The following is a 26,211-nucleotide window of genomic DNA, read 5'->3' as shown; positions in this document are numbered from 1 at the left end:
GTGCGGAGGTGGGACGACGAAATCGAATTCTAACGAATGACCGATTTCTGTCTCACTCTCTTTTTTAAATTATTTACTTGACCAGACACTTTCAAGGATATTGGTTTGGTCACGATCTGGTCCGACTGAGAAGGTTGAAATGCGCACACCAACCAATTCACCGATCCGGCGGACATAGTTGCGGGCATTTTCTGGAAGCTCATCCAAGTGGCGCACACCGGTGATGTCTTCTGACCAACCTGGCAATTCTTCATAGATTGGTTTGCAACGTTTGAGTTGCTCCAAGCTGGCTGGATAGTGATCAATGCGTTCGCCATCTAAGTCGTAGGCCACACAGATTTTCACTGTATCCAAGCCTGATAGAACGTCGATCGAGTTCAAGCTTAGGTTAGTAATTCCTGAAACACGACGGCTATGGCGCATGACAACTGAGTCAAACCAACCGACACGACGTGGACGACCTGTTGTTGTCCCATACTCATGACCGACTTCACGGATCCGATCCCCCACTTCATCAAAAAGCTCCGTAGGGAATGGTCCATCACCAACACGGCTGGTATAGGCTTTACATACACCGACAACCTTGTCGATCTTACTTGGGCCGACACCTGATCCGATAGTCACCCCACCTGCAACAGGGTTTGATGAAGTAACAAATGGATAAGTTCCTTGGTCGATATCCAACATAACCCCTTGGGCTCCTTCAAAGAGCACGCGCTTGCCGTTATCCAAAGCATCGTTCAAGATGACAGAAGTATCGGTTACATATTGTTTGATTTGTTGACCATATTCATAGTATTCTTCGAAGATATCGTCAAATGAAAGAGCCTCTGCATCATAGAGTTTGGTAAATTGACGGTTCTTTTCTTCCAAGTTGATACGAAGTCGTTCTGCAAAGACGTCACGGTCCAAAAGGTCCGCAATCCGGATTCCCACACGCGCTGCCTTGTCCATGTAGGCTGGGCCAATCCCTTTAATCGTCGTTCCGATCTTGTTGTCTCCTTTAGATTCTTCTTGGAGACGGTCCAATTCGATATGGTAAGGAAGGATAACATGGGCGCGGTCTGAAATGCGCAAACTGTCCGTTGTCACACCTTCTTCATGAAGATAAGCCAACTCTTTGACCAATGATTTAGGGTTGACCACCACGCCGTTTCCGATGACAGAGATCTTTTCAGGGAAGAAGATACCAGAAGGAATCAAGTGCAACTTGAACTTTTTGCCGTCGATTACGATGGTGTGCCCGGCATTGTCCCCACCTTGATAGCGAGCAATGACTTCTGCATTGGCTGATAGGAAGTCTGTAATCTTCCCTTTTCCTTCATCACCCCATTGGGTTCCTACTACAACAACTGATGTCATAATTCTTTTTCATATACCATAGATAGTTGCCTATCTATGCCTTTCTTCAAACTAAGGGCAGGAGTCTCACCTGCAAGTTTGTCTTACACTCTATTATAAGCAATTTTTAATGTTTTTTCAAGATCCACTCAGCTATCGTTTATTTTTCTCCTTCCTTTTTAAACCAACTTCTCTATGAAACTCGTCTTTTACTTGGAAATTGCTTCTTTCTAAAAATAACGTTCGGAATTTTCTTTTCTTCCTGTCCTTCTTCTGAAACGACTGATTTTCGGAATTCTCCTTGTCCCCACTTTGCTTGATTTGTGCTAAAATAGTAGGTATGGACAAAATTATTAAAACTATCTCAGAAAGCGGCGCTTTTCGTGCCTATGTACTAGACAGTACAGAAACTGTACGAACAGCCCAAGAAAAACATCATACACAAGCTAGCTCCACGGTCGCACTTGGCCGTACCCTCATTGCCAGTCAAATCTTGGCAGCAAACGAGAAAGGAGATACTAAAATTACGGTCAAAGTCCTTGGGACTAGCTCACTCGGAGCCATCATCACCGTGGCAGACACCAAGGGAAATGTTAAAGGCTACGTACAAAATCCTGGAGTGGATATCAAGAAGACAGCAACTGGTGAAGTCCTGGTGGGACCATTTGTCGGAAACGGAGAATTCCTGGTCATCACTGACTATGGTACGGGCAATCCTTATAACTCCATGACCCCTCTTGTCACAGGTGAAATCGGAGAAGACCTGGCCTTTTATCTGACGGAAAGCCAACAAACACCTTCTGCAGTTGGACTCAATGTTCTGTTGGATGACGAAGACAAGGTCAAGGTGGCTGGTGGTTTCTTGCTTCAGGTCTTGCCAAATGCCAAGGAAGAAGAAATCGCGCGCTTTGAAAAACGCATCCAAGAAATGCCTGCTATTTCAACACTTTTGGAATCTGAAGATCATATTGAAGCTCTTCTTTCTGCTATCTATGGGGATGAACCTTTCAAACGCCTCTCTGAAGAAGAACTTCGCTTCCAGTGCGACTGCAACCGTGAGCGCTTTTTGAACGCTTTAGCAAGTCTGCCAGCTAGTGATCTAGAAGAGATGAAAGATGAAGATCACGGTGCAGAGATTACCTGCCAATTCTGCCAAACACACTACCACTTTGACGAAAATGACTTGGAGGAACTCATTCGTGACAAATCTTAATACGCCATTTATGATCGGGGATGTCGAAATCCCTAACCGTACCGTCCTAGCCCCAATGGCCGGAGTGACCAACTCAGCTTTCCGGACCATTGCCAAAGAACTGGGGGCAGGGCTCGTTGTGATGGAAATGGTCTCTGACAAGGGAATCCAGTACAACAATGAAAAGACGCTTCACATGCTCCATATCGATGAAGGAGAAAACCCTGTATCGATCCAACTCTTTGGAAGTGACGAAGATAGCCTGGCACGCGCAGCTGAATTTATCCAAGAAAATACCAAGACCGATATCGTCGATATCAACATGGGTTGCCCGGTGAATAAAATCGTCAAGAACGAGGCTGGTGCGATGTGGCTCAAGGACCCAGACAAGATCTACTCCATCATCAATAAGGTTCAATCCGTCCTCGATATCCCCCTCACTGTTAAAATGCGGACGGGTTGGTCGGATCCTTCCCTAGCAGTTGAAAATGCCCTTGCTGCTGAAGCCGCAGGTGTCTCTGCCCTCGCCATGCATGGACGGACTCGAGAGCAAATGTATACGGGTCATGCGGACCTTGAGACCCTTCACAAGGTTGCACAGGCCCTAACTAAGATTCCATTTATCGCAAACGGAGATATCCGTACGGTTCAAGATGCCAAACAACGGATCGAAGAAGTCGGTGCTGATGCGGTCATGATTGGTCGCGCTGCTATGGGCAATCCTTATCTCTTCAACCAAATCAATCACTACTTTGAAACAGGAGAAATTCTGCCTGATTTGACTTTTGAAGACAAGATGAAGATCGCTTACGAACACTTGAAACGCTTGATCGATCTCAAAGGTGAGCACATTGCCGTTCGTGAATTCCGCGGACTTGCCCCTCACTACCTTCGTGGAACCTCTGGCGCAGCCAAACTCCGCGGAGCCATCTCGCAAGCTAGCACTCTAGCAGAGATTGAAGAACTTCTTCAATTAAAAGCATAGGAACACAAAAAACAGGACCTCGCATGAGGTCCTGTTTTTATAGATTATCTGTTTGCAGGCCGAGTTGTTTGACTCTGGCGGTGTAGTAGGTCATGATCAAAAAGAGGTTCACTGTGATCAGCCAGATGGCCCATTGGTGAATGAAATGCATGAGGATGGCGACACTAATAGCTCCCGCAACAAAGCTTCCAACAACAATCCCGTAATTCATCGCCTGTCTGCGATACTCGACCAAATTCCCCTCACCTCGAGCGATTCGGTACAAGGCTGTCAACATCTTGCGGTAATTACCGGAAGTCATAAAGATCACATAAGGGTGGTTTTCAATCAAGCTCCCTGTAAAGGTCAACATCATCATCCCTGTTCCAAAAGCAATAAAGGGGACTTCGATGGGCGGTATAACAGATACCAAGGGAATTAGAAGCGTCACCACAAATAAAGGAAGCAACATCTTGGTCCGCCAAAAGGCTGTCTTGCGATATTCTTTGATATGGAGGGCAACCAGAAAGCCGATCGAGAAAAATATAATAGATGAAAAACGCATGATGGTATTTTCAACACGAGGATCGTGCCAATCAGCGATAAGGAGTAAGAGGTTCCCAGTTTGTGTTGCGACCAAACTCCGGTAGTGCATGTGGCAAAAGACATCGAGACCTCCTCCGATAAAACCAAGCAGAGCCCCCATCAGTCGTGTATTTTGTGGTAAAATTATTTTTTCTTCCATAGTCTTGTCCCTTGTGGTTTCAATTATTTTTATTATACCACTTTGCACCATAGCTGAGTATTGAAAATCAATCACAACCACTCATCAAACAAGTGGTTTACATCAAGATCATCAATAATTAGAGTTTTCCTATCACAGTATAGTGCTAAGAGAATCCTAATTCATAACTTTCGTAGTTCGTGAAAGAAAGTTCAAAATAAGTCCGTTGTCCTATCTTCTTTTTTCATGGTAGTGACCTCTTAAAAACATTGTTTGCCTTCTTTAAAGAGTTGATAGAGAGTATAGATATAAATGAGACTAAAAATAATACAGATGGTTAGAAATAGGAGATATCTCCAATCCATAGAATTCGTTATCAATTGTGGGAGAGATACGAGGATAAAGCAGAGAGATGCGTTCAAGAAGCGTATTTTTTTTGATGTGATTTTCTGAAATCTTTGTCCCTTATTCAAGACTGGAAGAACTAAAAGGAAAATGATCAGAAAAGGACGCGTAACTTGGCCATAGACTAGGAAAAAGGTAACAAAGATGCTAACTAAAATATGACTGAAGATTAAAGTTTGTAATGATTTCATAAGCTTCCTCCTAATCGTCGTCTTGATCATTTTTGGCTTTTCGAATGCGAAGCCAGACGATAATTTGCATCACCAATCCGAAGAAGAAAGCTGCGAAAAGGATTGATATAAAATGACCTAGATTGAAAAGATAGGTAAAATAGTTCTTGCTATTATCCGTTAAGACATTGAGAAGTGGTATTCCAAAGAACATAAAAACTCCATAGAGCAGACCAGCTTTAAGACCAGGGTAGCGCAATTGTTTGCTTTCTTTTTGGCTCAACATATCAGGATCAATAGCAGTAATACCTGTTTTTTTAGTTTGAGTGCTGACATAGATAGCACAAACCATAGAAACCAGAAGGATAATGATTGGATAACCAAAAGCGACAACCTGAGGATACTTATAAGCAAGGACAAAGGGAATGAGATTGCCAAATATCATCAGGTAAAAGAGGACCATAAAGACCTTATTTCCAATGCGATCTGCCTCGCGTCGTTTGTGTTCATCAAGTGGTCCAGAAATGCCATATGTGCGTTTAATCAGTTTTTCAGTAAAAGTTTCTTGTTTCATTTTCTTTTTCCTTTTTGTTAAAAATCATCTTCCCAAAAGAGACTATTAAGGTCTGTTTGGAGGGTACGAGCGAGATTGAGACAGAGTTCCAGGGTCGGATTGTACTTGTCGTTTTCAATCATGTTGATGGTTTGCCTTGAGACACCGATATCCTTAGCAAGTTCGAGTTGAGACATGCCCAATTCCTTGCGGAATTCTTTCACACGGTTCATGTTTCCTCCTATTCAATGAATGTCGCATATATTTGACTATAGTATAGTATTCTGAATATAAAATGTCAACTATTTTTGACATATTTTTAAATATTTCTTACTAGAACAAAAAAATGAGGCTGGGGACAAAAGTCCTAGCCTCTCAATTATTTTTGGATTGTTGAGCAAGACGCAGTGGTTGAGTGGGCTCTACTACGCTGATTTCATCAGCTTTTACAGCCCTACTCAACTGTGCGGAGGTGGGACGACGAAATCGAATTCTAACGAATTACCGATTTCTGTCCCACTCTCATTTCCGGAAAGAACGCGACTCTACCTACTGTTTTAAGCGATAGGTCTTGCGCGGTTTTTTCTTAGGTACCCGCTTGACACCCACTTCTTCCACGAATTCTCCGAATTTTACGAGGAAGTTATTGCTAACGATGGGGCGTCCTGGATTGATCAGGTTAACCAACTCCGTCGCTTCATAGACGGTGAAGGGCTCCTCTAACAGATAGAGGAAGGTTGGATTCCAATCCAGACGCCCCTGAATCCGCTTGATCGATTCTTGAATAATCTGGTAGTGGTCAAAGGCAAAATCAGAAGCAGCTAAGGGTTCTCCATCAAGCAAACACTGTGACTGTTTGAAATCGACATCGAGAAAAACGACTTCCTTGGCATCGTCCCCTGCGTGGGCTAAGTCTACTGCTTCTGCTGGCAGATAGACCAGATGGGCAATGGTAATGACCCAGCCTCTGGGGTCCCGCCCAGGGGTGGAAACGGTCATGAGCTGCTCCACCTTATTCACTGGCAGATCGAGCCCAACTTCTTCTCTGACTTCTCGGATGCAGGCATGGGTCGCATCTTCATCCTTGTTCACAAAGCCCCCCACCAAGGCGAGGCGGTGTTGATAAGGGTGGGCCTTGCGGCGAATGGCTAAGAGCTTGAGCTTGCCTTCAACAAAACAGTAAGCTACCATGTCCGCTGTGACACTTGGAGTTTCATAAGTCGGCAGGTCTTGCTCCTTGTACCACTTGAGAAAGTCTGCTTCACTAGCGGCCGTCTCAAAATACTCTTTCTCCGTCATTCCTGCTGGAATTGAGAGACTTGCCATCTAAGCCACCTCCTTCTTGAGGGCTTTGGTCCATTGGTACCAGCCCACTAGACTATTGAGGGTGTAAACCCAGTACATCCCTTGAATGTGAAGACTCTGATCCCACCAGAGATAGATACTAAAGACGTTGGTCGCAATCCAGAAGATCCATTGCTCCCGGTAAAGGCGGGTCATTAGGAGCTGGCCGACCCCATTGGTCGCATCGGTGATACTATCACGGAAAGGGCGAGCGCTATGGATACTCTGATACGCGAAGCCCATACCAATCCAAATCACAGCACACAAGGCCAAGTAGCGCATCCACTCAATCAAGTTCAATTTCTTGGCTTCAAAGTGAGATTCTTCGACCTTACCTTGATCATTGATCCGATTAGAGAGCCAAACATAAAGGCCGATTGGTTGCATGATGAAGAAATAAAGAGTTGTCAGAACTTCCCCGTAGAAGTTCTTATTGAGGGCTAAAACGAGGTAGATCGCTGAATTCACTGCTCCAAAAAGGTAGTTACTCGCACGTCCTTCGGCAACCAGGATAACACAAACAATGCCTGTCCAAGAGGCAAACAGTCCCAGCCAATCATGCTGTCCTGTCCGATTGGTCCATTCTAAGAAGAAGGGAACACTGGAAAGAAGCAGGAGATAGATCCATTGAAAGGCTGTGCGTCCTACAAAAAGGTCCTTCCACAGGAGTTTCATAATATTGACAAAGCCTTGCTTTTTCGCTTCTTGGTGAACATTTCTAAAGTCTTGGCTAAAAGTTGCGAATTTTTCAGATAGGTTTTTCATAAGCTGCTCCTTAGTCGGCTTGGTAGATGGCATCGATCACCTTCTTGGCTTCTTCGTAGTTGCCGAGGTAGTCTGATGCGAGGAAAGTAGTCGGAATGTTTCCTAGGTATTGCTGGCGCAATTGGTCCAGGTAATTTGAAAAGCTGGTGCGGATCTTTTCATCAGCCATGGTCATATCTCGGAAACCATCATTGACATAAGAGCCGATCGGCTGTACAAAGAGGATCAAATCCCATTTTTCTTTGGACAAAATACTAACAAAGAGGTTGTCAAAGGTATCGGTCATGCTGGTATCCTGGCCTTCGACTTCCATGTAGTAGTCGTAGTAACCCTTGGTCACCAGGGAATTGGTATCTGCGATGACTAGGCCTCGATTGGCACTACTATCGATGAGCTTAGAGGTTTGATCATACTGTCCTAAGAGTAGGTAATAGTAATCTTTTGGCGTGAGCTCATCATCTCGAACATTGTTCTTGATCTGGTATTCACGTGCATACTCAAGACTAACAGGTGCATCGTAAAAGCGAGCCAAGTCCTTTGCAAGGGTCGTTTTCCCGTTGCTGGCGCTCCCCATGATCAAGACTTTTTTCGTGAACTGGCGACGGAAGGGCTGGGCAATGTATTTCCAGTATTTGCTTGGATTTTCCCGGATCATGGTAGCAGAGATCCCAAAGCGACGCTCTTCTAAGTGAACTTCAAACCCTCTAGCTTCCAACTCTTCCTTATAGGCTTTCTCCCCTACATAAAAGATCAACTCTTCTGTCTCTGTTTGATACTGGATGGTGTCAAGGGCTGTTTGTAACCAAGGCTCCCAGCCCAAAGGATAACGAGGAAGTTCTGTCTCATCTAGCTTATAGACTTGGGTCAACTCATCATTAGAGAAGGCTTCGCGGATATAACGGAAGCGTTTTTGTAAAGTCAACCCGACTTCTTCGCCACGATCCCCTTCATAACCAGATACGATGACACGAACGCGATCACACTGACGCTTGGCCCGCTGGATCAGGTCAATATGCCCTTGATGAAGAGGCGCAAAGGTTCCAAAAACCAGGGCAATTCTTTCTTTTTTCATATGAACTCCTTTTTATAATTTTTTATAAATAGATTTTCTTTATGTTTTTATTATAAACTATATTTTCCATCTGTCAATAGTTTTTTATAAAAAAATATATTTTTCTTCAAACCAACAAAAAAAGATCTGAAAAGAGAAGCTTATCCTTTCAGATCTTTCGAATTTTATTCACGAGTGAGGGAGTGGCTGACACCGTCTTTCAAAACCGTCACACTAGATACAGAGCCATCTTTTCCAACTACGATATCTAGAGTAGCCGCAGACCCATCGCCTGCTGAGAGATTAGCATGGTAATGGCCATCATCCAAGGTATAGTTATAAGCACTGATACCATAGGCTACGGGTTGGCCCCCAGGAAGTTGGATGGTCACTTGACCACCTTGGCCAATAGTGACTCCAGTGTCGCGTTTGTCAGACCAATTCCCAGCTGCTGCAGAGAAATCCCCTGCTGCTACAGAATAGACTCCCTTGTATTGGGCATTCTCCGTAGCAGAAGCTTGCTTCTTAGCATGGGCATGACCGTCTTCTAGACTTGGCAATTTTGCTTTCGCTGGTGTTGCTGGAGTGGCTACTTCTTTTGTTTCTTTTGTTTCTTTTGTTACGGGTGCTGCTGGTGTTGCTTCTTTGGCTGGAGCAGGTGTTTGACTAGCTGCAGCTTGGTTATTTTTGCTACCAACAGTATGACTTTCTTCTGATTTGCTATCAGAGGATGAAGAGGCAATCGGATCTTTACTAGTGATCACTTTTTTCTTAGAAGAAGAACTTGTTTGTTTAACCAGACTGGTCTTTGAACTACTTGCTTCTGTTGTCTTTTCTTCTTTATTCCCGCCACAAGCTCCTAGGAAAAGACTAGCTGTCAAAGCTAGGGCTGCTAGGGAAATGATTTTTTTGTTTTTCATAACAGAACCTCTTTTTGTAACATTTGTAATATTTTGTAACATTATTGTAACACTGTTATATGAGGCTGTCAATAGTTTCTCAAATATTTTTCTAATTTGAAAGAAGTTTTAAGTAAGTTCTAAACTTTAGCAAAAAAGAGGCTGGGGACAAAAGTCCTAGCCTCTCAATTATTTTTGGATTGTTGAGCAAGACGCAGTGGTTGAGTGGGCTCTACTACGCTGATTTCATCAGCTTTTACAGCCCTACTCAACTGTGCGGAGGTGGGACGACGAAATCGAATTCTAACGAATTACCGATTTCTGTCCCACTCTCTCCTCATTATTTATACACTTCTTGATAGAATTCGATCTTATCCCCTTTTTTAACGGTGGTTTCAGCAGCACCTTTTGGAGCCATTTCGCCATTGATCTTGTACATCCAGTAAAGACCTTTTGCTTCATCTTGGCTGTGACCGTCAATCGAGGTGATCATGCCATTTTTTTCTTCAATCTTGTAGTTGGCTTTGAGCACTTTCATAAGGTTGCTCTCTTCTGCTACTTTCAAGGTTTTCGATTGCGCTTTTTGACCTTCTGGCGTCACGCTAATCGTAATCGAAATTTCGTTTTTCTTGGCAACTTCTGTGCTAGAAGCTGTTGTTTGATGGTTTGTGCTATGAGACGAAGCGCAACTCGCTAAAAGAAGAGCTGCAAGTAAGGTCATCAAGCTAGAAATGGTTTTTTTCAACATAAAATCTCCTAAAGATTTGATAGATAATGGGATAGAAAATGATCGTCGACAGAGCATGGGCAAGGTTAAAACTAAAACCATTGACCAAAGCATAGGTCCACCAAGGAATATGGTACATCAAGGCATGAACACTATCGATCAAGACCCCATAAGCAAAGGACAGTAGGCCCACAAAAAGGATCTGAAGGACAAAGGGCAACCACTTGTAACTGATGCGCCAAATGAGCATCAAACAGCCAAAGGCGACAATCTGAAAGAACACAATCAAGCTCATCCCCAGGAAAAAGGCAGAGACAAACATGGTGATCATCATCACAAGAAAAGCAAAGTTATACCCTTCAAATATCACCAAGAGAAAAAAGATAGCAGAAATAGGTTGGACATTTGGGAAAGGGGCAAAAGCCTGACGTAGAGCGACACAAAGGGCCGCCAAAAGCGAAATACGGGTTAATCGCTGAAGCGTCATGACATCCTCCTAGACAATCTCGAACTTGATCGTTCCGGCTGTCGTTCCAACCTTGATCGTTTGTCCTTCTTGGGCTTGACCTTTCAGCAATAGCTCTGCTAACTGATCTTCCACTTCGGTCTGCAAGACACGACGCAGTGGGCGAGCTCCCATTTCTGGATCATAGCCTTTGGTTGCTAGCAACTTGAGCGCTGAAGGCTGGAATTTGAGGGTCATGCCTTGTTCGGCCAAGGTCGCGATGAGCGGTTTGACCATGACTTTCACCACCTGCTGCATGTCCTCGCTGGATAGGCTATGGAAGACCACCTTTTCATCAATCCGGTTGATAAACTCTGGACGATAGGTCTTCTTCAACTCTTCAAACATGCGTTTTTCCATATTAGCTTGATCAAAGCGGATATCTTTGGCACCAAAGCCAACTGTCTTATCATCCCGAAGGGCTGTTGCTCCCAGGTTTGAGGTCATGATGATAATGGTATTGGAGAAGTCAATCTTCCGGCCTTTACTATCGGTTAAGACTCCGTCATCCAAGACTTGCAAAAGGACATTGAAAATATCTGGATGGGCTTTTTCCACCTCATCAAATAAGAGGACCGAATACGGTTTGTTGCGGACTTTCTCGGTCAACTCGCCTCCTTCTTCGTAGCCCACATAGCCTGGAGGGGCACCGTTGAGGCGGCTCGCTGCGAATTTTTCCATATACTCACTCATATCAAAACGGATGAGGGCCGATTCATCATCAAACAGAACTTCCGCCAAAGCTTTGGCTAGCTCTGTTTTTCCGACACCGGTAGGTCCCAGGAACATGAAAGAACCGATCGGACGCTTGTTGCTACGGATACCTGATTGATTGCGTCGAATAGCCCGACTGATACTCGAAACGGCTTGGTCTTGACCAATCACGCGCTTGTGCAATTCTGTTTCTAAGTTGAGGTACTTCTTGGCATCGGTTTGAGTCAGTTTTTGAGTTGGAATACCAGATAATTGGCTCAAGGTCAGCAAGACATCTTGGTCAGTGACTTCTTTTTTGTAGACAATGGGAGCGGCCTCTACTTGTAAGAGTTGGGCTGCTTTCTTCCACTTGCCGTCCATCAAGGCCCGATCCAAGGCGGTCAACTCTTCTTTTACGTGACCGTTGGAATCGCGGTTTTGTACAGTAGCTGCCGCTTCATCCAAGAGATCAATGGCTGAATCTGGCAATTGACGGCTGGTCAAATAGCGGTGGGCATATTTGACAGCTGTTTCGATCGCTTCATCGGTAATGGTCACATGATGGTGGTCCTGGTAGGTTTCTTTCAAGCCTTGGAGAATTTGGATGCTATCTGCAACACTTGGCTCTTCAATGGTGACTTTCGCAAAACGCCGAGAGAGGGCTGCATCTTTTTCGATATGCTTTTGGTACTCATCTTGAGTCGTGGCCCCAACTGTACGCAAGGTTCCTCGCGCCAAGGCTGGTTTTAGAATATTGGCTGCGTCTAAGGTCGAATCAATACCGGATCCTGAGCCCATAATGGTATGCAGTTCATCGATAAAGAGAATCACGTGACCGTCTTCTTCGATGTCCTGGATGATATTGTTCATCCGTTCTTCGAAGTCCCCACGGAAGCGCGTCCCAGCAACGACATTCATGAGATCCAATTCCAGAACACGCATCTGCGCGATTTCAGCTGGAACATTGCCGCTAGCGACACGCTGGGCCAGACCTAAGGCAAGGGCGGTTTTTCCGACCCCTGCTTCTCCCACCAATACAGGATTGTTCTTCGTCTTGCGGCTGAGGATTTGGATCATGCGTGAAATCTCTGCATCCCGACCAATCACAGGCTCAAGCTGGCCTGCACGCGCCATTTCTGTCAAATCACGAGTATAATCTTCAAGACCTCCACTGGTGCTTGGGGGCATGCCCATCATATTTCCCATGGTTTGGCGGTTAGGGTTTTGGGCCCGATAGAGGCTTCGAATGGCTTTGATATCATTCTTGTCCCAGCCTGCTTTGTCTTCTAAATTCTTGCGAAGGGAGGCAATAGGAACTCCCTTGTCTTGCTCTGTAAAGGCAAAGCCGGCAAACTCCATGACTTGGCTCGCCAAGGTCCCACGGTCTGCTAGAAGAGAGAGGAGCACATGCTCTGTTCCCAAGGTCTTGGCATGAAGAACCTGGGCAATCTCTCTTGCGTGCTTCATAATGGCTTCCATCCGATAAGAAAATGGGAAGATTTCATACCGATTGTCGCTTTGAAAAGCTTGGCCTGTAATATGCTCCGCTGCATCCTGAAACTCATCGATCTGCATAGGATAATCATTAAGCACAGAACCTGCCACGCTATAGGGATTATTGGCCATAGCCGTCAGGAGATGCCAAGTATCTAAGGTATGCCCCTGATAGTGGCCTGCTAGTATTTGGGCCGCTTCTATACTTTCTAACAGTGCTGTTGAATAGTTCATCTAGTCGGTATTTCCTTTTCTATCTACTTGTTGAATGATTTTTTTCAGCATACTTGCTCGTAGGATGAGAGCATCTCGACCTAGGACCTCATCGGAGGTCGTCGCAAGAAAGAGCTGAGTCTCACGTTGTGTCAATAATTTTTCTTCATAGAGCATCTGGAGGATATCATTGAAGACCTGCTGGCTGATGGTCTCTCCAATATTGGCTGCCAAGTCTTGGAGCATCTGATGGTGATCTGAAAACTGGACCTTGCCAATGCGGATATAGCCCCCACCACCGCGCTTGCTCTCTACAATATAGCCTCGACTCTCGGTAAAGCGAGTCTTAATGACATAGTTAATCTGACTGGGTACAACCTGAAAGACATCGGCTAACTCACTTCTTTTGAGCTCTGCCATGCCAGCTTGAGCCAGCAAAGCCTTGATATAAGCTTCAATGCTATCAGATGTGTTCTTATTTGCCATGATGCTCCTTTCTGGCTTGTTTTTTTCTAGATGGATACTCTGCTCTTTGGCCCATAAAAAATGGCCTTGGAGTGTTCCTTCTCATCATTGACCTTATTTGACTATTATACAATTTTTACGGCTGTAAATAAAGCAAAGACTCCATGGAAATAGGAATCTCTTAAGAAGGCAAAACAAAAGAGGCTAGCGAGAACTAACCTCTTATGCGAAGAATGAACTACTCTTTGCGACGAGCGAATTTGGCGCCTCCGCCCAAGAATCCTAGACCAAGAAGACCTAACCAAGCAAACAATCCACTTTGTTTTGTACCGGTTTGAGGAAGTTTTCCTTCCGATTGTAGAGACGGACTTTCAACACCTTCTTTTTCCGAATGGTCTGAAGTCGAAACAGAAACTGCTTCTGGGGTTTTCGGTTGCAAGAGAACAGGTCTTCCTTTTTCTTTTTTGTCTTCAGCTTGAGAAAGAGTCATAACTTCTGGTTGCACCTTACTTGGGGTGACAGGAGTGGTTGGAGTCGGCATATCAGCTATCAACGGACTTTTTTCCGCTTCCTTCGTTCCGACTTCTGTGATCTGGTCCTGGGCCTCCACTTCGACAAAGGCATCGACTTCTGTCCGAATTTCTTTGCCTTCTTCTTGTCGAACCTCGATCAATTTCAACCGGCGTCCGACCTTCCCTGCTTGAAGGATCCGGCTTTCGCCCTTGGCCAAGTCCTTGTTCTCACGTGTTTGACTCTCAAATGGAATCTCCTCCGCTTCGATGAGAAGTTCTGGTTTTTCAAGAATCAAATCCCGAACACCTTCTTCTGGTCGTGTCTGCGTCAGCGGTTCATAATTGTGAGCATCTCCTAAGATGGTTTCAAGGGCTTCCACTTGATTAGCTGCAGCAACCAAATCTGGTCGCTCTTGATTCAACAACTGAGTCAAGTCCGTCAATTGTCCTTGAACCGTCGGTTTGAGGTCTGCTTTCAAGCGATCGAGAGAAGTAGCCTTGATCTTTTCTACTCCTTCTCTGATGATCTGTTGCAGCTCTTCTTGACTGAGCAACTGGCTATCTTTCCCTGATAGGATAAATTGATCTACCTGGATGGCTCTGGATGACTGAGGGTCATTGAGGGCTGGATCCAGATGCAAGCGTAGCTGGTGGTAGCCTTTTGCTAGGCCTTGCAGATTGACCAAACTCTGGTCGAGCTTGCGTTGATCTCCGTAGCCACTGAAATAATGATCGCCGTCGATCTCATAATCATGGCCACGCCCTTCTTCGAAGGCCATTTCTTTTCCATCCAAAGTGACGCTGTAGAGACCATGACTTGGGTCGACCACTCCTCGAACCTCCACACCTGTGCCCTTAAAGGTAATGGTCACTTCAATGTGTTTCTTGCCTTCCTCATCGGTCACTTGGTTAAAGCTCGACCAAGATTCTGTGCCATTCGAGAAGTTTGGATTGTCTGTCTCGTGGTGCCAACCCTCACTGTAATGCAGTTTTGGATCTTGATCATCCACTTCTTTGCGATTTTCTGGCAACTGGTCTTCATTCATCACTTGGACTGTCAGTTCTGGAATAAAGCCGACCAGGCTTCCTTGATCCGGATGGAGCAATTTGACCTTAAAGTCATAGACGTCGGTCGCTTTTCCTGCAAAATCAAGGGTTGGAACTTGGACTGTTTTTTCTGTCTCGCCATCTGCGAACTCAAGGGTGACGTTGGTATCTTTATAGACCTTGCCATGAACCCCTGTTCCTGGTTCTGTGATCAATTTAAGACTAGCACTTCCTTTAGAGCCACCTTTTCTCTTGACGACGACTTGTGCTGGGTCGCCTTTTTTAACAGCTAGGGTTGGCTGAGCAAACTCAAAGAGCCCCTTTTCTTGATTATTGAGGGCATAAATCCCTTCCGTTGCGATCGCATCTCCTTTGCTATTGACCAAGGTCAAGGTGTGAGATCCTGTTGCCAAATCCGGTGTTTCATAGACCTTTTGGCTGCGTTTGCGGCTTGGACTTTGGGTATTGACGGTCGCTAGCTTTTGGCCATCGACATAGACATCCATTTCCCCATGACCAGGATCGACAGTTGCGACGACATAAGCCTTGGTGCCTTCAAACTGATAGGTCACCGAAGCTCCCTTTTCTTTGGTCCACATAGAGGTGCCTCGAACGCCTTCTCCCTCTTCATTCCACTGGCCATTGGCCCGCTCTGCTGTCCGGTCGGAATGATAAGTCAAACCAAGCGGATAGCCATCGGTTTCTTCAATGCTGGCTGGCGTCTTATAGACAGAGACTCCGTTCAAGATTGGAGTAGCTTGGGCATCGGTGATGGACACCCGGATATAGCGACTATCAACTGGTTGCCCTTTGATTAATCGGCGGTATCCTACAGTTGAGCCAGCCCCATATGGAACCCATTGGCCATTCACTGCCACATCAATGGTGAAACCAGAAATCCGTTGGCCTTTCTCGATGGTTTCTTTGAGCTCTACCACATCAAAATGCTGTTCTTTTCCAAGATCCAGGACAAAAGAGCCGGTCTTGGCATCATCAGCCGGGGCCCAACTGGTCTTTTCATCGCCATCTGTCAAATGGCTGGCCTTGTAGAGAGGATTGCGTCGTGTTGAGTCAGCTTCTACCAAAGCTCCTGCCGCATAGTTCACACTGTAGAGTTGGTCCAAGGTCTGACGGAATTCTTTCAAACGGGCCACGTCAGCCTCCGCAAATTTTCCGTCTTGGTTGGGTGGAATATTGAGCAAGAGTGGAGTTCCACGGCCAACCGATTTGAAGTAAATGTCCATCAATTCGCGCAAGGACTTAGGCTCTTGGTTGTCATGGTAGAACCAGCCGGAGCGAATAGAGACATCGGCTTCTCCCACTGAGTATTGATTCCCTTCCGGATCCCCGTGATTGAGGTAGCTATTAGATGGATTGTTGCGGATCTTATCCGGATTGACCTTTTGCCAAACCGGATCTCCAGCAATCCCCTTTTCATTTCCAATCCAACGAACATTGGTCGGCTCAGCTGAGAAGATAGCTATATCCCCTTGGGCCTTGCGAATGGCTTCAAACCACTTGTCAAAGGTATAGGTGACCTTTTGAGCTCCATCGCCACGCGCACCATCCATCCAGACTTCTACGAACTTACCCTTGTTCCCATATTTTGGATCTTCAAGGATTTCCTTAAGCTGGTTGAGATAGTATTCATTGTATTGGTCCTCTGTATCCACATGGTAGAGCGGGCTGTGGGCATCCCAAGGAGAGAGATAGACCCCCATGTCCATATCATACTTGCTGGCAGAAGCAGAAACCTCGGCTAGGACATCGCCTTTTCCTTCCTTCCAACCACTTTTGGCAATGGTATGGTCGGTGTATTTGGAAGGGTACAAGAGAAAGCCATCGTGGTGCTTGACGACCATGATCGTCCGTTTAAAGCCAGCATCTTTCAGGGTTTTGATCCACTGATCGGTATCCAGATGCTCTGGATAGAAATAATAAGGATCTTCTTGCCCATCTCCCCACTCACGATCGTAGTAAGTATTCATCCCAAAGTGGATGAAAGCTGCTAGTTCTTCGCGGTGGTATTGCATCTGAGACTTGCTTGGAAGTGGTCCGTAATCCGCAATCTCAGTCTCCTCGTCTAGAGAAGTGGCAGGTTGAGTGGCTTCTGTCCCTTGGCTGACTGTGCGATTTTCTTTCTCACTAGTAGCTGGTGAGGGCTGTTCTGATTCTTCTTGGTGCTCGTTCACAGTTTTTTCCTCCTTTCCTTGGTGATCGACATCGCTCGTTTCAACCCGTTCTTCACGTGGTTCACTCCTCTCAGCTTGTTCCTCTGCGTAACTGGTAGTAGCTCCTAAAAAAACAAGTCGCTACGACTACCGAGCAGACGCCCACTGAGAGTTTACGAATGCCAAATCGATTTCTCTGATCAACTAATCTTTTTCCCATATTCTATTCCTTTATGTCACCAGGTAAAGAGGGTGGGGCTTCCCCATCCTCCTTCTTTTTACCTGTGAACTTTTCACCGTATTTTGCTAGTTTCTCTAGCTGTTTTACTTGGCCTTATTGGCTCTTTTTTTCTGATCGTCCAGCACAGCACTGGCAAGGCCTGCCGCTAAGATTCCAGCAACGAGGCTTGCGACGCTTTCTTCCGTTCCTGTATTTGGTAATCTTCCTTCGGAAACTGGAGCAGCTGAAACTGCTGGTGTTTGAGCTGTTTTCTCGACTTCCTTCCTTTCTGAAACGATTCCTTTCTGACTGACAGGTTCCACCCCAACAGATGACTTAGAAGTTTCTGTTGGCTCTGGTCCTTCTAAGACATGAGGGCGCTCTGGGTTCGGAAGCGGTTGTGGTTGTGGTTGCGGCTGTGGCTCTGGTTGTGGTTCTGGCTGTGGCTCTGGCTGTGGCTCTGGTTGTGGAGTATCTGGAAGTACTTCTTTCGTGCCCACCTCTGTGATCTCTGCCACTGGATCTAGCTCTACAAAGGCATCTAGTTCCTTCCGGCTTTCTACACCATTTTCTTGAGAGACTTCCACCAAGCGCAATTTGCGGCCTTTTTGACCTTCTTGAACCACACGTTTCTCACCTTTTGGAAGATCCGCATTTGGACGTTCTAGGCGTTCAAAGTCCATCTCTTCTGGCTCAATCACCAACTCTGGTTTGGTATGAACCAGATTCTTAACCCCTTCTTCAGGAATAGCTGAGCCTGTAGGTGCTTTTGCGGATAGAGAAAGTTGATATACTTTTTCGAGCTTGCCATCTTCTGAGACAACCTTGACAAGAACCGGAGCATTGGCACTTTTAGCATCGATGACCGTAACGGCTGTTCCATTCTTGCCTTGTGCTGAAACGATTGGACGTTCTCCCTCATACTCTAGATGATAATCTGTCACATCTGGTTTAAAGCCTTCTAGGTCTTTGCCATTCACTTGGATGGTGACATCAGTTGTTGCCTGAGCCTCTTCTGTTGGGGCGTAGGCACTCAATTCAATAATTCCGATTCCTTTAAGATTTTCATCACGAACCATTCTTAAACGGATGGCTTTGGTTCTGGTTTCATTGAAGCTGAGGTTAGAGATATAACCAGGTTCAAAGGCATAATCCAAGCTGTACGGGATTTCTTCCCAGTTAGAGGCCTGGTTAAATGGGTGATCTGGAAGATTTTTCAGATTGCCATAGTCATCTGGGACATCAAAGTCTGGACCAATATAGCGTTCAAGAACCGTTTTCGTTGGCAGGCCTGTTTCCTGATCTGCAAAGAAGTCGACTGCTACTTTATTGACCAAACGCTCTGTTACTTGACCATTTTTCTTGAAGATGAGACCAGCAAACACTTCTGTTTGATCTGGTTCTCTCTTCCAGTTGGTCCAACGATAGTACTCGTTGTAGCCACCATCATTGATGTAATCGATATAGTCGATTTGGTTTGGATCGAGATCATTGGTTTCACTGGCAAAGGCTCTGCTATCCTCTGCATTGTAGTCACGGTTCACAGAGAGGATTTCTCCTGTCTTTTCTGACACCCGGACGGTCAGCTGAGCTCTCAGATCATAGCCGATGACTTTTCCTTCCAGCGTGAAGCTTCCTTCATGAGAAAGCGCATCAGCTGGGACAGCCTGCCAATCCACAGTGAGATCCTTGCGTTCATAGCCTGTATCCCCTTTAAAGTAAACACCTACAGTAGATGGTAGAACCAGATCTTGACCGACTTTCACAAAACGGCTACCTGCTTCCACTGCTACTGGGGCAGCTTGTTTCAGTTTTTCTGCATCGCTTGTGAGATGGAGGCGGTATTCTTGTAAGATAGTACCATCTTCCGCTTTATGGATGACACGGATTGGCTCCCCTTCATGAACGCTTGGCACAACCGTTGTAAGGCCGTGATGGCTGGCTGTCGCTTCCACTTGTGGATAAGCCCGATCACGCGCATCGATGTAGTAATCTATCACACTTGGGTTGACACCTGGCAATACCTCACCATTGACACGAATGGTCACCTGGCTCTTTTCTTCTGGCGCAACCTTATTGGCAAAGATCTGAATCTCTGAAATAGAGCTTCCACGCTTGCCTTCTGGCGTCTTCATACGGATCCGAACAGCATAGGTGTCAACTTTATCAAAACTGAAATGATTCATCTTGCCAGCTGCTACCGGTTCTTCAACGGTTAGGTGGCTGACCTCTTTCCAGTTAGCTGGGTTGTTAAATGGATGGTCTGTTTCATCTTTGACGCGATTTGGATTGCTTGGAACCGTTGGGATTTGTTCCCCTGTATAGTACTCAATCACATACTCACTTGGAGCTCCAACACCGTGGTCTTCATGGAAACCAACATGGAGGTTGTCCACTGCACGCTTGGTCAAGATACCAGAGTCCCCAAACAAGATACCGACAGAATCTTCCGCATTGTTACGGCCCCAGTTGGTCCAACGGTTGGCTGGAGCATCAGTAAAGGAGATGGCCTTGTCATTGACCTTAGCAACTGGATCCGCATCGTTAGAATCACTTGCAAAAGCGAGTGGCAAGACAGAGCCTGTCCATTGTTCTGCTACATTGGCCCCTTTGACTGTGTTTGCGGAAACACGAATATGAAGACGTGTTGGAAGGTTGGTTCCTTCTACACGACCGGAGACAACAACTTCTCCTTTTTGGGCCAAGAGTTGCGGATCTACCGCATCCCAGGCTACCTTGGCAGCATAGGTCTTGCCATTAGAGTGATAGGTCCGTATGCTTTCTGGAAGGGCTGGTTTTTCTCCGACTGGAGTGGTGGTGCTGACTTCTTCTACAGCGATAATGCCTTCAACGGTCACTTGAGCTTGGGCTTCTTTTTCCACTCCTTCTACCTGACCGGTAACTGTAAAGCTATGGTAATCCTTGACTTGATCTGCGGTCACAGCATCCCAGGTCACGCGTTTTTCTTTCGGGAATCCCTTGTCATACTCGACCAAGACGGTCTCTGGAAGAGCTGGCAAAACGTTTCGATCCGTACTAATCCGTACAGGACGCACCTTGACAACCGTCTTTTCTTCTGGATTTGGCGTGATGGTAAAGGTGACTTCTCCCGTTTGTCCTTGGTAGTTGGCTTCTAAATGAACCAATCCTGCTTCTCGCAATTCCAAACCTTTATTGGTTGCGACGGCTTTTCCTTGGCTACCAGCTCTTGTTTTCACATCGATTTGATCTGCTTTGAGACTTGCCTGGCTACCATCTTGGTAATGGGCAATGACTTCAAGTGGTACCGTTTGGTCTTCCTTGAGTTCCTGTCCTTCTGGCAGACGCAATTCCAAACGCTCGATCTGTGGACTTTCTTCTTGGAATTGGACCACATAGGTCTGTACAGCTCCCGTATCCTGAGCAGTCACAAAGATTTGAGCTTTCAAACCATTTTCACGGCTAGCTTGTAGGACCGTCACTTGAGCATTTTCTGCACTTGCTGTGACTTGACCTGGCTCTTGACCATAAGCGAGGGAACGGAAAATGGTATGGTTGCCACTACCAAATTTTGGAAGAGCTACTCCATCTAGCTGAACCGTTGGTTTCTTAGCCTTGGCTACATCTCCTCCTGCAACCACTAGTGTCGCTTGGACCGTTTCCCCATTGCCTAGGAGTCCTGTCGCTTTCAAGCGTGCTCCTGGTGTGGACAACTGATCTTCTTGACCAGCTTCCAAGGTCCATTGATCGACTTCATAGTTAACTGTCCGGCCATCTGTGAAGACCAATTGCACAGCTTTATCCACCGTTGCTAGATCTGCTCCCTGTGGGATTTGTTTGATGACTGGAAGGACTTGTTCCACGCCGATCACATCGACCAGAGCTTCGACCGTGCGTCCTTGAACATGTCCTGTCACACGGACTTGGCCTGCACGGCTATAGTCTGCCGCATCCCATTCAACGGCTTCTTCTTGGGCCTTGCCATCGCTATAGACCACATTGACCTTACTTGGTAAGGTTGGTTTTTCTCCTAGATAAGCACTTTGTCGAACAGGTTCCACACCTAATACAGTGCGTTCTGCTTGGTCCTTCTTACCTGTAAAGAGGCTGACTTGGTCTGATTGCAAGCGATCTGAGTCTGCATACAGGGTAAAGGCACCCGCCTGCTCAGTTGATTTGACAATGACCACCCCTTTGCCGTTGAAGGCTTTGCGTTGCCATGAGCCATCTTCCTGCGCTTTGTAGCGTTCACGGCTGGCTTGTTCCCCATTATCGACACCGACAATTTGGCCTTGTCCATGCAAATGGAAATGCACCAAATTATTGGCAGTTGGCACCACACGACCTGCTTCATCGATGATTTCGTAGGTAATATAGGTCAAATCCTTACCGTCCGCTGCGATCGCATGTTCTTCTTTCAACAAACGAACACCCGCAGGCTTGCCGGCTGTTTCGACTTGATCTTTCGCGATCACTTCTCCTGCTTCGTTGCGCGCAATAGCTTCTACTTTACCTGGTACATAAGGGACCAACCACTCTAGATAGAGTTCATCCGGATTTGCCCCTTCTTGGTAGGTCCGGCCATCAGCTGTGGTCTTCTTGGTAAAGGTCTTCACTCCTTGTGATTCCCCATTGACAATCAATTCCACACTGTGGGCATTGGAGAAGGTCCGAACAGGAATCCGTCCTTCTTCATCCATGACACGATTGGCTAATTCTGGATTGTCCCAGTTCCAATGTGGCAAGAGATGGACCATTGGATGTTTCTCAGCTGACACCCATTGACTTTGGTAGAGATAAAAATCATTCTTTGGAAGGCCGGCAGTATCGACAATACCGAAATAAGAACTTTTTACAGGTGTGTCATTTTGGTTGTGCCATGGTGTTGGCTCGCCGATATAGTCCGTACCGGTCCAGATAAATTGTCCTGCATAGCCGGCATGTTCACGGTCAAAGGTCCAAGAGGCGGTCGCTGTCCGACCCCAACCAACCCGGTCATTGCCGTAGTCTGATTGTTCATAATGGCGGTCTTCTTGGTTGCTTCCTACCCATTCTCTTTCAGGGTGATAGTAAGAGCCCCGTGTCCGCGTTGCAGAAGAGGTTTCAGAACCATAAATGAGCCAGTTTGGATGTTTTGCCCGTAAGCTTTCATAGTTGGCTTCTGAATAGTTAAATCCAACCGCATCAAGCTCTGCTGCTACCTTTTCATGGCCTCCTGAGCCATCACCAAAGCGGAATTTATCAGCTCCCATGGTGACATAACGGGTTGCATCCACGTCCTTGATGGTCTTGACTAACCGACGAACAGTTGCGACAGATTTGTCTGAACCATCTGCTTCACCGACTTCATTACCGATTGACCACATGACAATGGCTGGATTGTTCTTGCCCCGCTCTACCATGGTCCGTAGATCGTAATCGGACCAAGTATCGCCTTTCCGAGCTTCTGGGTGAGTGGCATCCTTTTCAAAGAAACGACCGTAATCGTATTGCTTCTTGCCACCATACCAGGTATCAAAGGCTTCTTCTTGGACCATCAAGCCCAACTCAGCCGCAATTTTCAAGGTTTGTTCACTGGCTGGGTTGTGAGTCGTCCGGATGGCATTGACTCCCATGTCCTTCATCTGTTTGAGACGACGGTATTCAGCCTTGTAATTTTCCTCAGCTCCAAGAGCCCCGTGGTCATGGTGAAGAGATACCCCGTGGAATTTCGTCGCCACCCCATTGAGGAAGAAGCCACCTTCTGGCGTCCAGTTGAGATAGCGATAACCAAAGCGTTCCTTTTGCACATCTACCAACTGCGAATCCCGATAGATACGTGTATACAAGGTATAGAGAGCTGGATGATCCGTTTTCACATCCCAGAGGGTTGGTTTTTCAACATGCAAGGTTTGAGAAAGGTTGATCTCTTGACCTGCTAAAACAGCTTGTGCTTCACTGCGCGTTTTTTCGCTCACCACTTGGCCATTTTGATCGACAATTTCATATTCCGCATAAATACTATGGGCTTGATCATCTTGGTTGACAATGCGGCTCTTCACTACTGTATCCACTGCCCCATTTTGCTGTTTTTCCAACTGAGGGGTCGTAATCGTTGTCCCATACTGCGCTAAATGAACCTTATCCGTTACACTCAGCTTAACATCCCGATAAATCCCGCTACCAGAATACCAACGGCTACTTGGTTGTTGATTGACCACATGAACGGCGATGGTATTCTCGCTTCCATCCGCATTCAAATAAGGAGTAATATCATAAGAAAAGGCATTGTAGCCATTTGGATAATGACCAACGAATTGTCCGTTTACATAGACTTTGGAATCCATATAAACCCCGCCAAATTCCAAGCGGACCTTCTTATCTAGATCCTTGTCGTCCAAACGGAAGGTCTTACGATACCAAGCATCCCCTCCGTTTAATTGCCCCCCTTCATTTTGAGCAGGAGAGTTGTGATCGAAATCAAAGAAAATAGACCAGTCATGAGGAAGATCTAATTTTTTCCAATCCTTGACATCCACTTGACGCCCTTCTGCACCAGGAGCTGCATTTAATTTAAAATACCAATCTTTATTAAAATCACGTTCTCGATCTTGCACAATATCCTCCGCTACACGATTTTGATCTGGAGCAGCTGTTTCTTCCGTTCCTGTAGCACGCTCAGATGAAGCTGAAACGGGCTGGCCTTCGCCTTGAGGCGCCGGCTTTTCCTCAGCTCTGGTAGGGGTGATGACAGCTGGAGCTTCTGAAACCCTTGCACCAGCTCCAGGAACTTCCGCTTCTGAGTTTTCCGTCACAACACTTGGTGTCTCAATCGAAGTCGGTTCACTTTCGAGGGCTGGCTTTTCTTCCGCATGGACCCTTGAAAGACCCAAGGCAGAAATCCCAATCACAACAGAACAAGCTCCAACTGAGAGCTTACGAATACTAAAAACAGGACGCTTTTCAAAAAAAGACTTTCCCATAAAAACCTCCTCTTAGGATTAACAATTAAATTTGTAAGCGCTTTCTTCTGTCTGCGAACACTTACAGAAAATCACATATTAACTATACCAAAAAAATAGGAGCGATAGGCCTCGATTTCGCTCCAACTATAGTTAGATTAAGAATTCCTTTAATTAGTGGAAATCCCCTACGAGGCAAAAAATAGAAGCCAACGGCTCCTATTGAGAGCATAGACAAACTGTTCTTTTTTACAAATCTTATAAATTCTATAATATAAAAAAATTTATTCGTTAGAATTATTCAATCATCTACTGAAACTTTCCGCTGTGAGAAAAGTGCCTGAAACAATAACGTTTCAGGCACTCGGAATTATTGAGACCTTAGGCTCAATAATTAGTCATGGAACTTCAAAGAAGTTCGCTGACGTCCGTACTCACCTAAGGAAAGTTTCTAAGAAGACTTTGTCTTCAGTCTGAAATAGAAGCCAACGGCTTCTATTTTTTATGATCTTATAATCCTGGTTCTTGACCAAGTTCAGCAGCCACCATCCAAATGTTCTTTTCAAGTTCTGCTTTAGCCCCAACAAAGATATCGTTGGTTACATCGTCGCCTTCAGCATCGGTAACATCCAAAGCTTTTTGGTAAAGGCCATCAAGGTAATGGAAGATTTCAAGAACACGTGTCAAGCTTTCTTCTACATTTTTTGTAAATGTTCCACGGCGTTCTTCAATATTGCTGTGTTCCAAAAATTCAGTCATGCTAGAATATGGCGCACCACCAAGAGTGATCAAGCGTTCGCTCACTTCATCTAAGGTTGCATCCAAGCTGTCCATGTATTCGTCCATTTTTGGATGCCAAACCATAAAGCCACGTCCACGCATATACCAGTGTACTTGGTGAAGGGCAATGTGAGCCACGTAGAGATCTGCTACGACTTGGTTCAAGAGAGCTTTTGTTTCTGGAAGAGTTTCTTTATTTGAAGGTGCAAAAGTTGCTACATCAGTAGCTGCTTCATGTTTCATAGTTGTCATGTCATTTCTCCTTTTTATAATGATTCTAATTAACTATGTCTTTATTATATGCTTCCTCCACCAGAAAGTCAAGATAAAAGATTAAAAAAGATCATAGTTGTCAATTGAGAAAAGATACGATAGAATGAAGAAGACTAATCGAAAGGCTTGACTAATGAAATATATCTTTACCTTCCTGATCTCCATGGTGCCCCTTGTTGAATTGCGCGGGGCCATCCCTTTTGCCATTGCAAATGGTATTCCCTTATGGACAGCGCTCCTGATCGGAGTGATCGGAAATCTTCTCCCTGTCCCTCTGATCTTCTTTTTCGCCCGCCATATTCTTACTTGGGGGGCAAAAAAACCAATTATCGGAGGCTTTTTTAGCTGGTGTCTCAATAAGGGCCATAGAGGCGGACAGAAATTAGAAAAAGCTGCAGGAGACAAGGGAATCTTCTGGGCCTTATTGCTCTTTGTTGGAATCCCTCTTCCGGGAACTGGTGCCTGGACCGGTGCCCTTGCAGCTTCTATCCTTGACTGGGACTTCAAACGCAGTAGCCTCGCAGTCATGCTCGGAGTGATACTAGCCGGCCTCATCATGGGAACCCTGTCCCTGCTCCTAGGAATCGATACCTTCGCACATTAAGCAAAAGACTGAAGCAACGGCTTCAGTTTTTGCATACAAAAAAGAGGCTTCCGTTCCTCTAAGAGTATAGACAAACTGTTTTTTTTTAAAATCTAATAAATTCTATAAAACAAAAAAATTTATTTATTAGAATTACTCAGTCATCTACTAAAACTTTCCGCTGTGAGAAAAGTGCTAGA

Annotated in this window: 20 protein-coding genes; 3 read left to right on the top strand and 17 right to left on the bottom strand. The window is 45.6% G+C overall.

Annotated elements, in window-relative coordinates; genetic code table 11:
- Positions 1-69 precede the first annotated feature (69 nt).
- Positions 70-1,362, bottom strand: a complete 1,293-nt coding sequence (locus HMPREF2926_RS10220; RefSeq protein WP_070587805.1) for an adenylosuccinate synthase — start codon at positions 1,360-1,362, stop codon at positions 70-72.
- A 319-nt stretch (positions 1,363-1,681) separates the two neighbouring features.
- On the opposite strand from HMPREF2926_RS10220, the gene hslO reads away from it, so the two are divergent.
- On the top strand, positions 1,682-2,554 hold the full coding sequence (hslO, locus tag HMPREF2926_RS10215) for an Hsp33 family molecular chaperone HslO (RefSeq protein WP_070587802.1): 873 nt from the start codon (positions 1,682-1,684) through the stop codon (positions 2,552-2,554).
- Positions 2,541-3,518 carry a tRNA dihydrouridine synthase DusB gene (gene dusB, locus HMPREF2926_RS10210; protein WP_003012894.1) on the top strand — a complete coding sequence of 326 codons (978 nt, stop codon included), beginning with the start codon at positions 2,541-2,543 and terminating at the stop codon, positions 3,516-3,518. The genes hslO and dusB overlap by 14 nt, the downstream gene beginning before the upstream one ends.
- 37 nt (positions 3,519-3,555) lie before the next feature.
- Here the strand turns inward: dusB and HMPREF2926_RS10205 are convergent, their stop codons facing one another.
- The 16 genes from HMPREF2926_RS10205 to HMPREF2926_RS10135 all read right to left on the bottom strand — a co-directional run bounded on the left by HMPREF2926_RS10205 (position 3,556) and on the right by HMPREF2926_RS10135 (position 25,407).
- On the bottom strand, positions 3,556-4,242 hold the full coding sequence (locus HMPREF2926_RS10205) for a YoaK family protein (protein ID WP_070587799.1): 687 nt from the start codon (positions 4,240-4,242) through the stop codon (positions 3,556-3,558).
- A 239-nt stretch (positions 4,243-4,481) separates the two neighbouring features.
- Positions 4,482-4,817 (bottom strand): hypothetical protein, encoded by a 336-nt coding sequence (locus HMPREF2926_RS11375; RefSeq protein ID WP_045759986.1) that lies wholly within the window; start codon positions 4,815-4,817, stop codon positions 4,482-4,484.
- A gap of 10 nt (positions 4,818-4,827) precedes the next feature.
- Positions 4,828-5,370, bottom strand: coding sequence for a DUF6773 family protein (locus tag HMPREF2926_RS10195; protein WP_070587796.1), 543 nt, complete (start codon positions 5,368-5,370; stop codon positions 4,828-4,830).
- 17 nt (positions 5,371-5,387) lie between these two features.
- Entirely contained in the window at positions 5,388-5,582 is a 195-nt protein-coding gene (locus HMPREF2926_RS10190; RefSeq protein ID WP_021154050.1) for a helix-turn-helix transcriptional regulator, read from the bottom strand.
- 316 nt (positions 5,583-5,898) lie between these two features.
- Positions 5,899-6,675 carry an NUDIX domain-containing protein gene (locus HMPREF2926_RS10185; protein ID WP_070587793.1) on the bottom strand — a complete coding sequence of 259 codons (777 nt, stop codon included), beginning with the start codon at positions 6,673-6,675 and terminating at the stop codon, positions 5,899-5,901.
- Complete coding sequence (gene pnuC, locus HMPREF2926_RS10180; RefSeq protein ID WP_070587866.1) at positions 6,676-7,458, bottom strand: nicotinamide riboside transporter PnuC; 783 nt, start codon at positions 7,456-7,458, stop codon at positions 6,676-6,678.
- A gap of 10 nt (positions 7,459-7,468) precedes the next feature.
- On the bottom strand, positions 7,469-8,530 hold the full coding sequence (locus tag HMPREF2926_RS10175) for an AAA family ATPase (protein WP_070587790.1): 1,062 nt from the start codon (positions 8,528-8,530) through the stop codon (positions 7,469-7,471).
- A gap of 164 nt (positions 8,531-8,694) precedes the next feature.
- Positions 8,695-9,429 carry a hypothetical protein gene (locus HMPREF2926_RS10170; protein ID WP_070587786.1) on the bottom strand — a complete coding sequence of 245 codons (735 nt, stop codon included), beginning with the start codon at positions 9,427-9,429 and terminating at the stop codon, positions 8,695-8,697.
- Positions 9,430-9,748: 319 nt separating this feature from the next.
- Positions 9,749-10,156, bottom strand: coding sequence for a DUF4430 domain-containing protein (locus HMPREF2926_RS10165; RefSeq protein WP_070587783.1), 408 nt, complete (start codon positions 10,154-10,156; stop codon positions 9,749-9,751).
- The gene (locus HMPREF2926_RS10160) at positions 10,134-10,622 is read right to left on the bottom strand and encodes an ECF transporter S component (RefSeq protein WP_070587780.1); all 489 of its coding nucleotides are present in this window, start codon (positions 10,620-10,622) and stop codon (positions 10,134-10,136) included. Before HMPREF2926_RS10160 ends, HMPREF2926_RS10165 begins: the two co-directional genes overlap by 23 nt.
- 9 nt (positions 10,623-10,631) lie before the next feature.
- Positions 10,632-13,061, bottom strand: coding sequence for an ATP-dependent Clp protease ATP-binding subunit (locus HMPREF2926_RS10155; RefSeq protein ID WP_070587776.1), 2,430 nt, complete (start codon positions 13,059-13,061; stop codon positions 10,632-10,634).
- The gene (locus HMPREF2926_RS10150; RefSeq protein WP_070587774.1) at positions 13,062-13,526 is read right to left on the bottom strand and encodes a CtsR family transcriptional regulator; all 465 of its coding nucleotides are present in this window, start codon (positions 13,524-13,526) and stop codon (positions 13,062-13,064) included.
- A gap of 217 nt (positions 13,527-13,743) precedes the next feature.
- Positions 13,744-17,256, bottom strand: a complete 3,513-nt coding sequence (locus tag HMPREF2926_RS10145; protein ID WP_070587771.1) for an alpha-L-fucosidase — start codon at positions 17,254-17,256, stop codon at positions 13,744-13,746.
- 70 nt (positions 17,257-17,326) lie between these two features.
- Positions 17,327-17,455 (bottom strand): YSIRK-type signal peptide-containing protein, encoded by a 129-nt coding sequence (locus HMPREF2926_RS10815; RefSeq protein WP_141751792.1) that lies wholly within the window; start codon positions 17,453-17,455, stop codon positions 17,327-17,329.
- Positions 17,456-17,559: 104 nt separating this feature from the next.
- Positions 17,560-24,396 carry an Ig-like domain-containing protein gene (locus tag HMPREF2926_RS10140; RefSeq protein WP_070587769.1) on the bottom strand — a complete coding sequence of 2,279 codons (6,837 nt, stop codon included), beginning with the start codon at positions 24,394-24,396 and terminating at the stop codon, positions 17,560-17,562.
- Positions 24,397-24,885: 489 nt separating this feature from the next.
- Positions 24,886-25,407: a Dps family protein gene (locus HMPREF2926_RS10135; protein WP_003001978.1), complete on the bottom strand. Its 522-nt coding sequence runs from the start codon at positions 25,405-25,407 to the stop codon at positions 24,886-24,888.
- 154 nt (positions 25,408-25,561) lie between these two features.
- Here HMPREF2926_RS10135 and HMPREF2926_RS10130 point away from each other — a divergent pair, with 154 nt between their 5' ends.
- Positions 25,562-26,032, top strand: a complete 471-nt coding sequence (locus HMPREF2926_RS10130; protein WP_003002130.1) for a COG2426 family protein — start codon at positions 25,562-25,564, stop codon at positions 26,030-26,032.
- Positions 26,033-26,211 lie beyond the last annotated feature (179 nt).

The sequence above is a fragment of the Streptococcus sp. HMSC078D09 genome, from assembly GCF_001813675.1.
GTDB lineage: Bacteria > Bacillota > Bacilli > Lactobacillales > Streptococcaceae > Streptococcus.
The sequence above is the reverse complement of the archived record's forward strand: the minus strand, read 5'-3'. Positions and strand labels throughout refer to the sequence as shown.

What these genes read in the sequence shown, in the direction of transcription:
- HMPREF2926_RS10130 (WP_003002130.1), top strand. Translation starts at nt 25,562, where the DNA reads ATGAAATATATCTTTACCTTCCTGATCTCCATGGTGCCCCTTGTTGAA.
- HMPREF2926_RS10175 (WP_070587790.1), bottom strand. Translation starts at nt 8,530, where the DNA reads ATGAAAAAAGAAAGAATTGCCCTGGTTTTTGGAACCTTTGCGCCTCTT.
- HMPREF2926_RS10190 (WP_021154050.1), bottom strand. Translation starts at nt 5,582, where the DNA reads ATGAACCGTGTGAAAGAATTCCGCAAGGAATTGGGCATGTCTCAACTC.
- HMPREF2926_RS10170 (WP_070587786.1), bottom strand. Translation starts at nt 9,429, where the DNA reads ATGAAAAACAAAAAAATCATTTCCCTAGCAGCCCTAGCTTTGACAGCT.
- HMPREF2926_RS10165 (WP_070587783.1), bottom strand. Translation starts at nt 10,156, where the DNA reads ATGTTGAAAAAAACCATTTCTAGCTTGATGACCTTACTTGCAGCTCTT.
- HMPREF2926_RS10135 (WP_003001978.1), bottom strand. Translation starts at nt 25,407, where the DNA reads ATGACAACTATGAAACATGAAGCAGCTACTGATGTAGCAACTTTTGCA.
- HMPREF2926_RS10155 (WP_070587776.1), bottom strand. Translation starts at nt 13,061, where the DNA reads ATGAACTATTCAACAGCACTGTTAGAAAGTATAGAAGCGGCCCAAATA.
- HMPREF2926_RS10150 (WP_070587774.1), bottom strand. Translation starts at nt 13,526, where the DNA reads ATGGCAAATAAGAACACATCTGATAGCATTGAAGCTTATATCAAGGCT.
- HMPREF2926_RS11375 (WP_045759986.1), bottom strand. Translation starts at nt 4,817, where the DNA reads ATGAAATCATTACAAACTTTAATCTTCAGTCATATTTTAGTTAGCATC.
- HMPREF2926_RS10205 (WP_070587799.1), bottom strand. Translation starts at nt 4,242, where the DNA reads ATGGAAGAAAAAATAATTTTACCACAAAATACACGACTGATGGGGGCT.
- HMPREF2926_RS10140 (WP_070587769.1), bottom strand. Translation starts at nt 24,396, where the DNA reads ATGGGAAAGTCTTTTTTTGAAAAGCGTCCTGTTTTTAGTATTCGTAAG.
- pnuC (WP_070587866.1), bottom strand. Translation starts at nt 7,458, where the DNA reads ATGAAAAACCTATCTGAAAAATTCGCAACTTTTAGCCAAGACTTTAGA.
- HMPREF2926_RS10185 (WP_070587793.1), bottom strand. Translation starts at nt 6,675, where the DNA reads ATGGCAAGTCTCTCAATTCCAGCAGGAATGACGGAGAAAGAGTATTTT.
- HMPREF2926_RS10195 (WP_070587796.1), bottom strand. Translation starts at nt 5,370, where the DNA reads ATGAAACAAGAAACTTTTACTGAAAAACTGATTAAACGCACATATGGC.
- HMPREF2926_RS10220 (WP_070587805.1), bottom strand. Translation starts at nt 1,362, where the DNA reads ATGACATCAGTTGTTGTAGTAGGAACCCAATGGGGTGATGAAGGAAAA.
- hslO (WP_070587802.1), top strand. Translation starts at nt 1,682, where the DNA reads ATGGACAAAATTATTAAAACTATCTCAGAAAGCGGCGCTTTTCGTGCC.
- HMPREF2926_RS10160 (WP_070587780.1), bottom strand. Translation starts at nt 10,622, where the DNA reads ATGACGCTTCAGCGATTAACCCGTATTTCGCTTTTGGCGGCCCTTTGT.
- HMPREF2926_RS10815 (WP_141751792.1), bottom strand. Translation starts at nt 17,455, where the DNA reads ATGGGAAAAAGATTAGTTGATCAGAGAAATCGATTTGGCATTCGTAAA.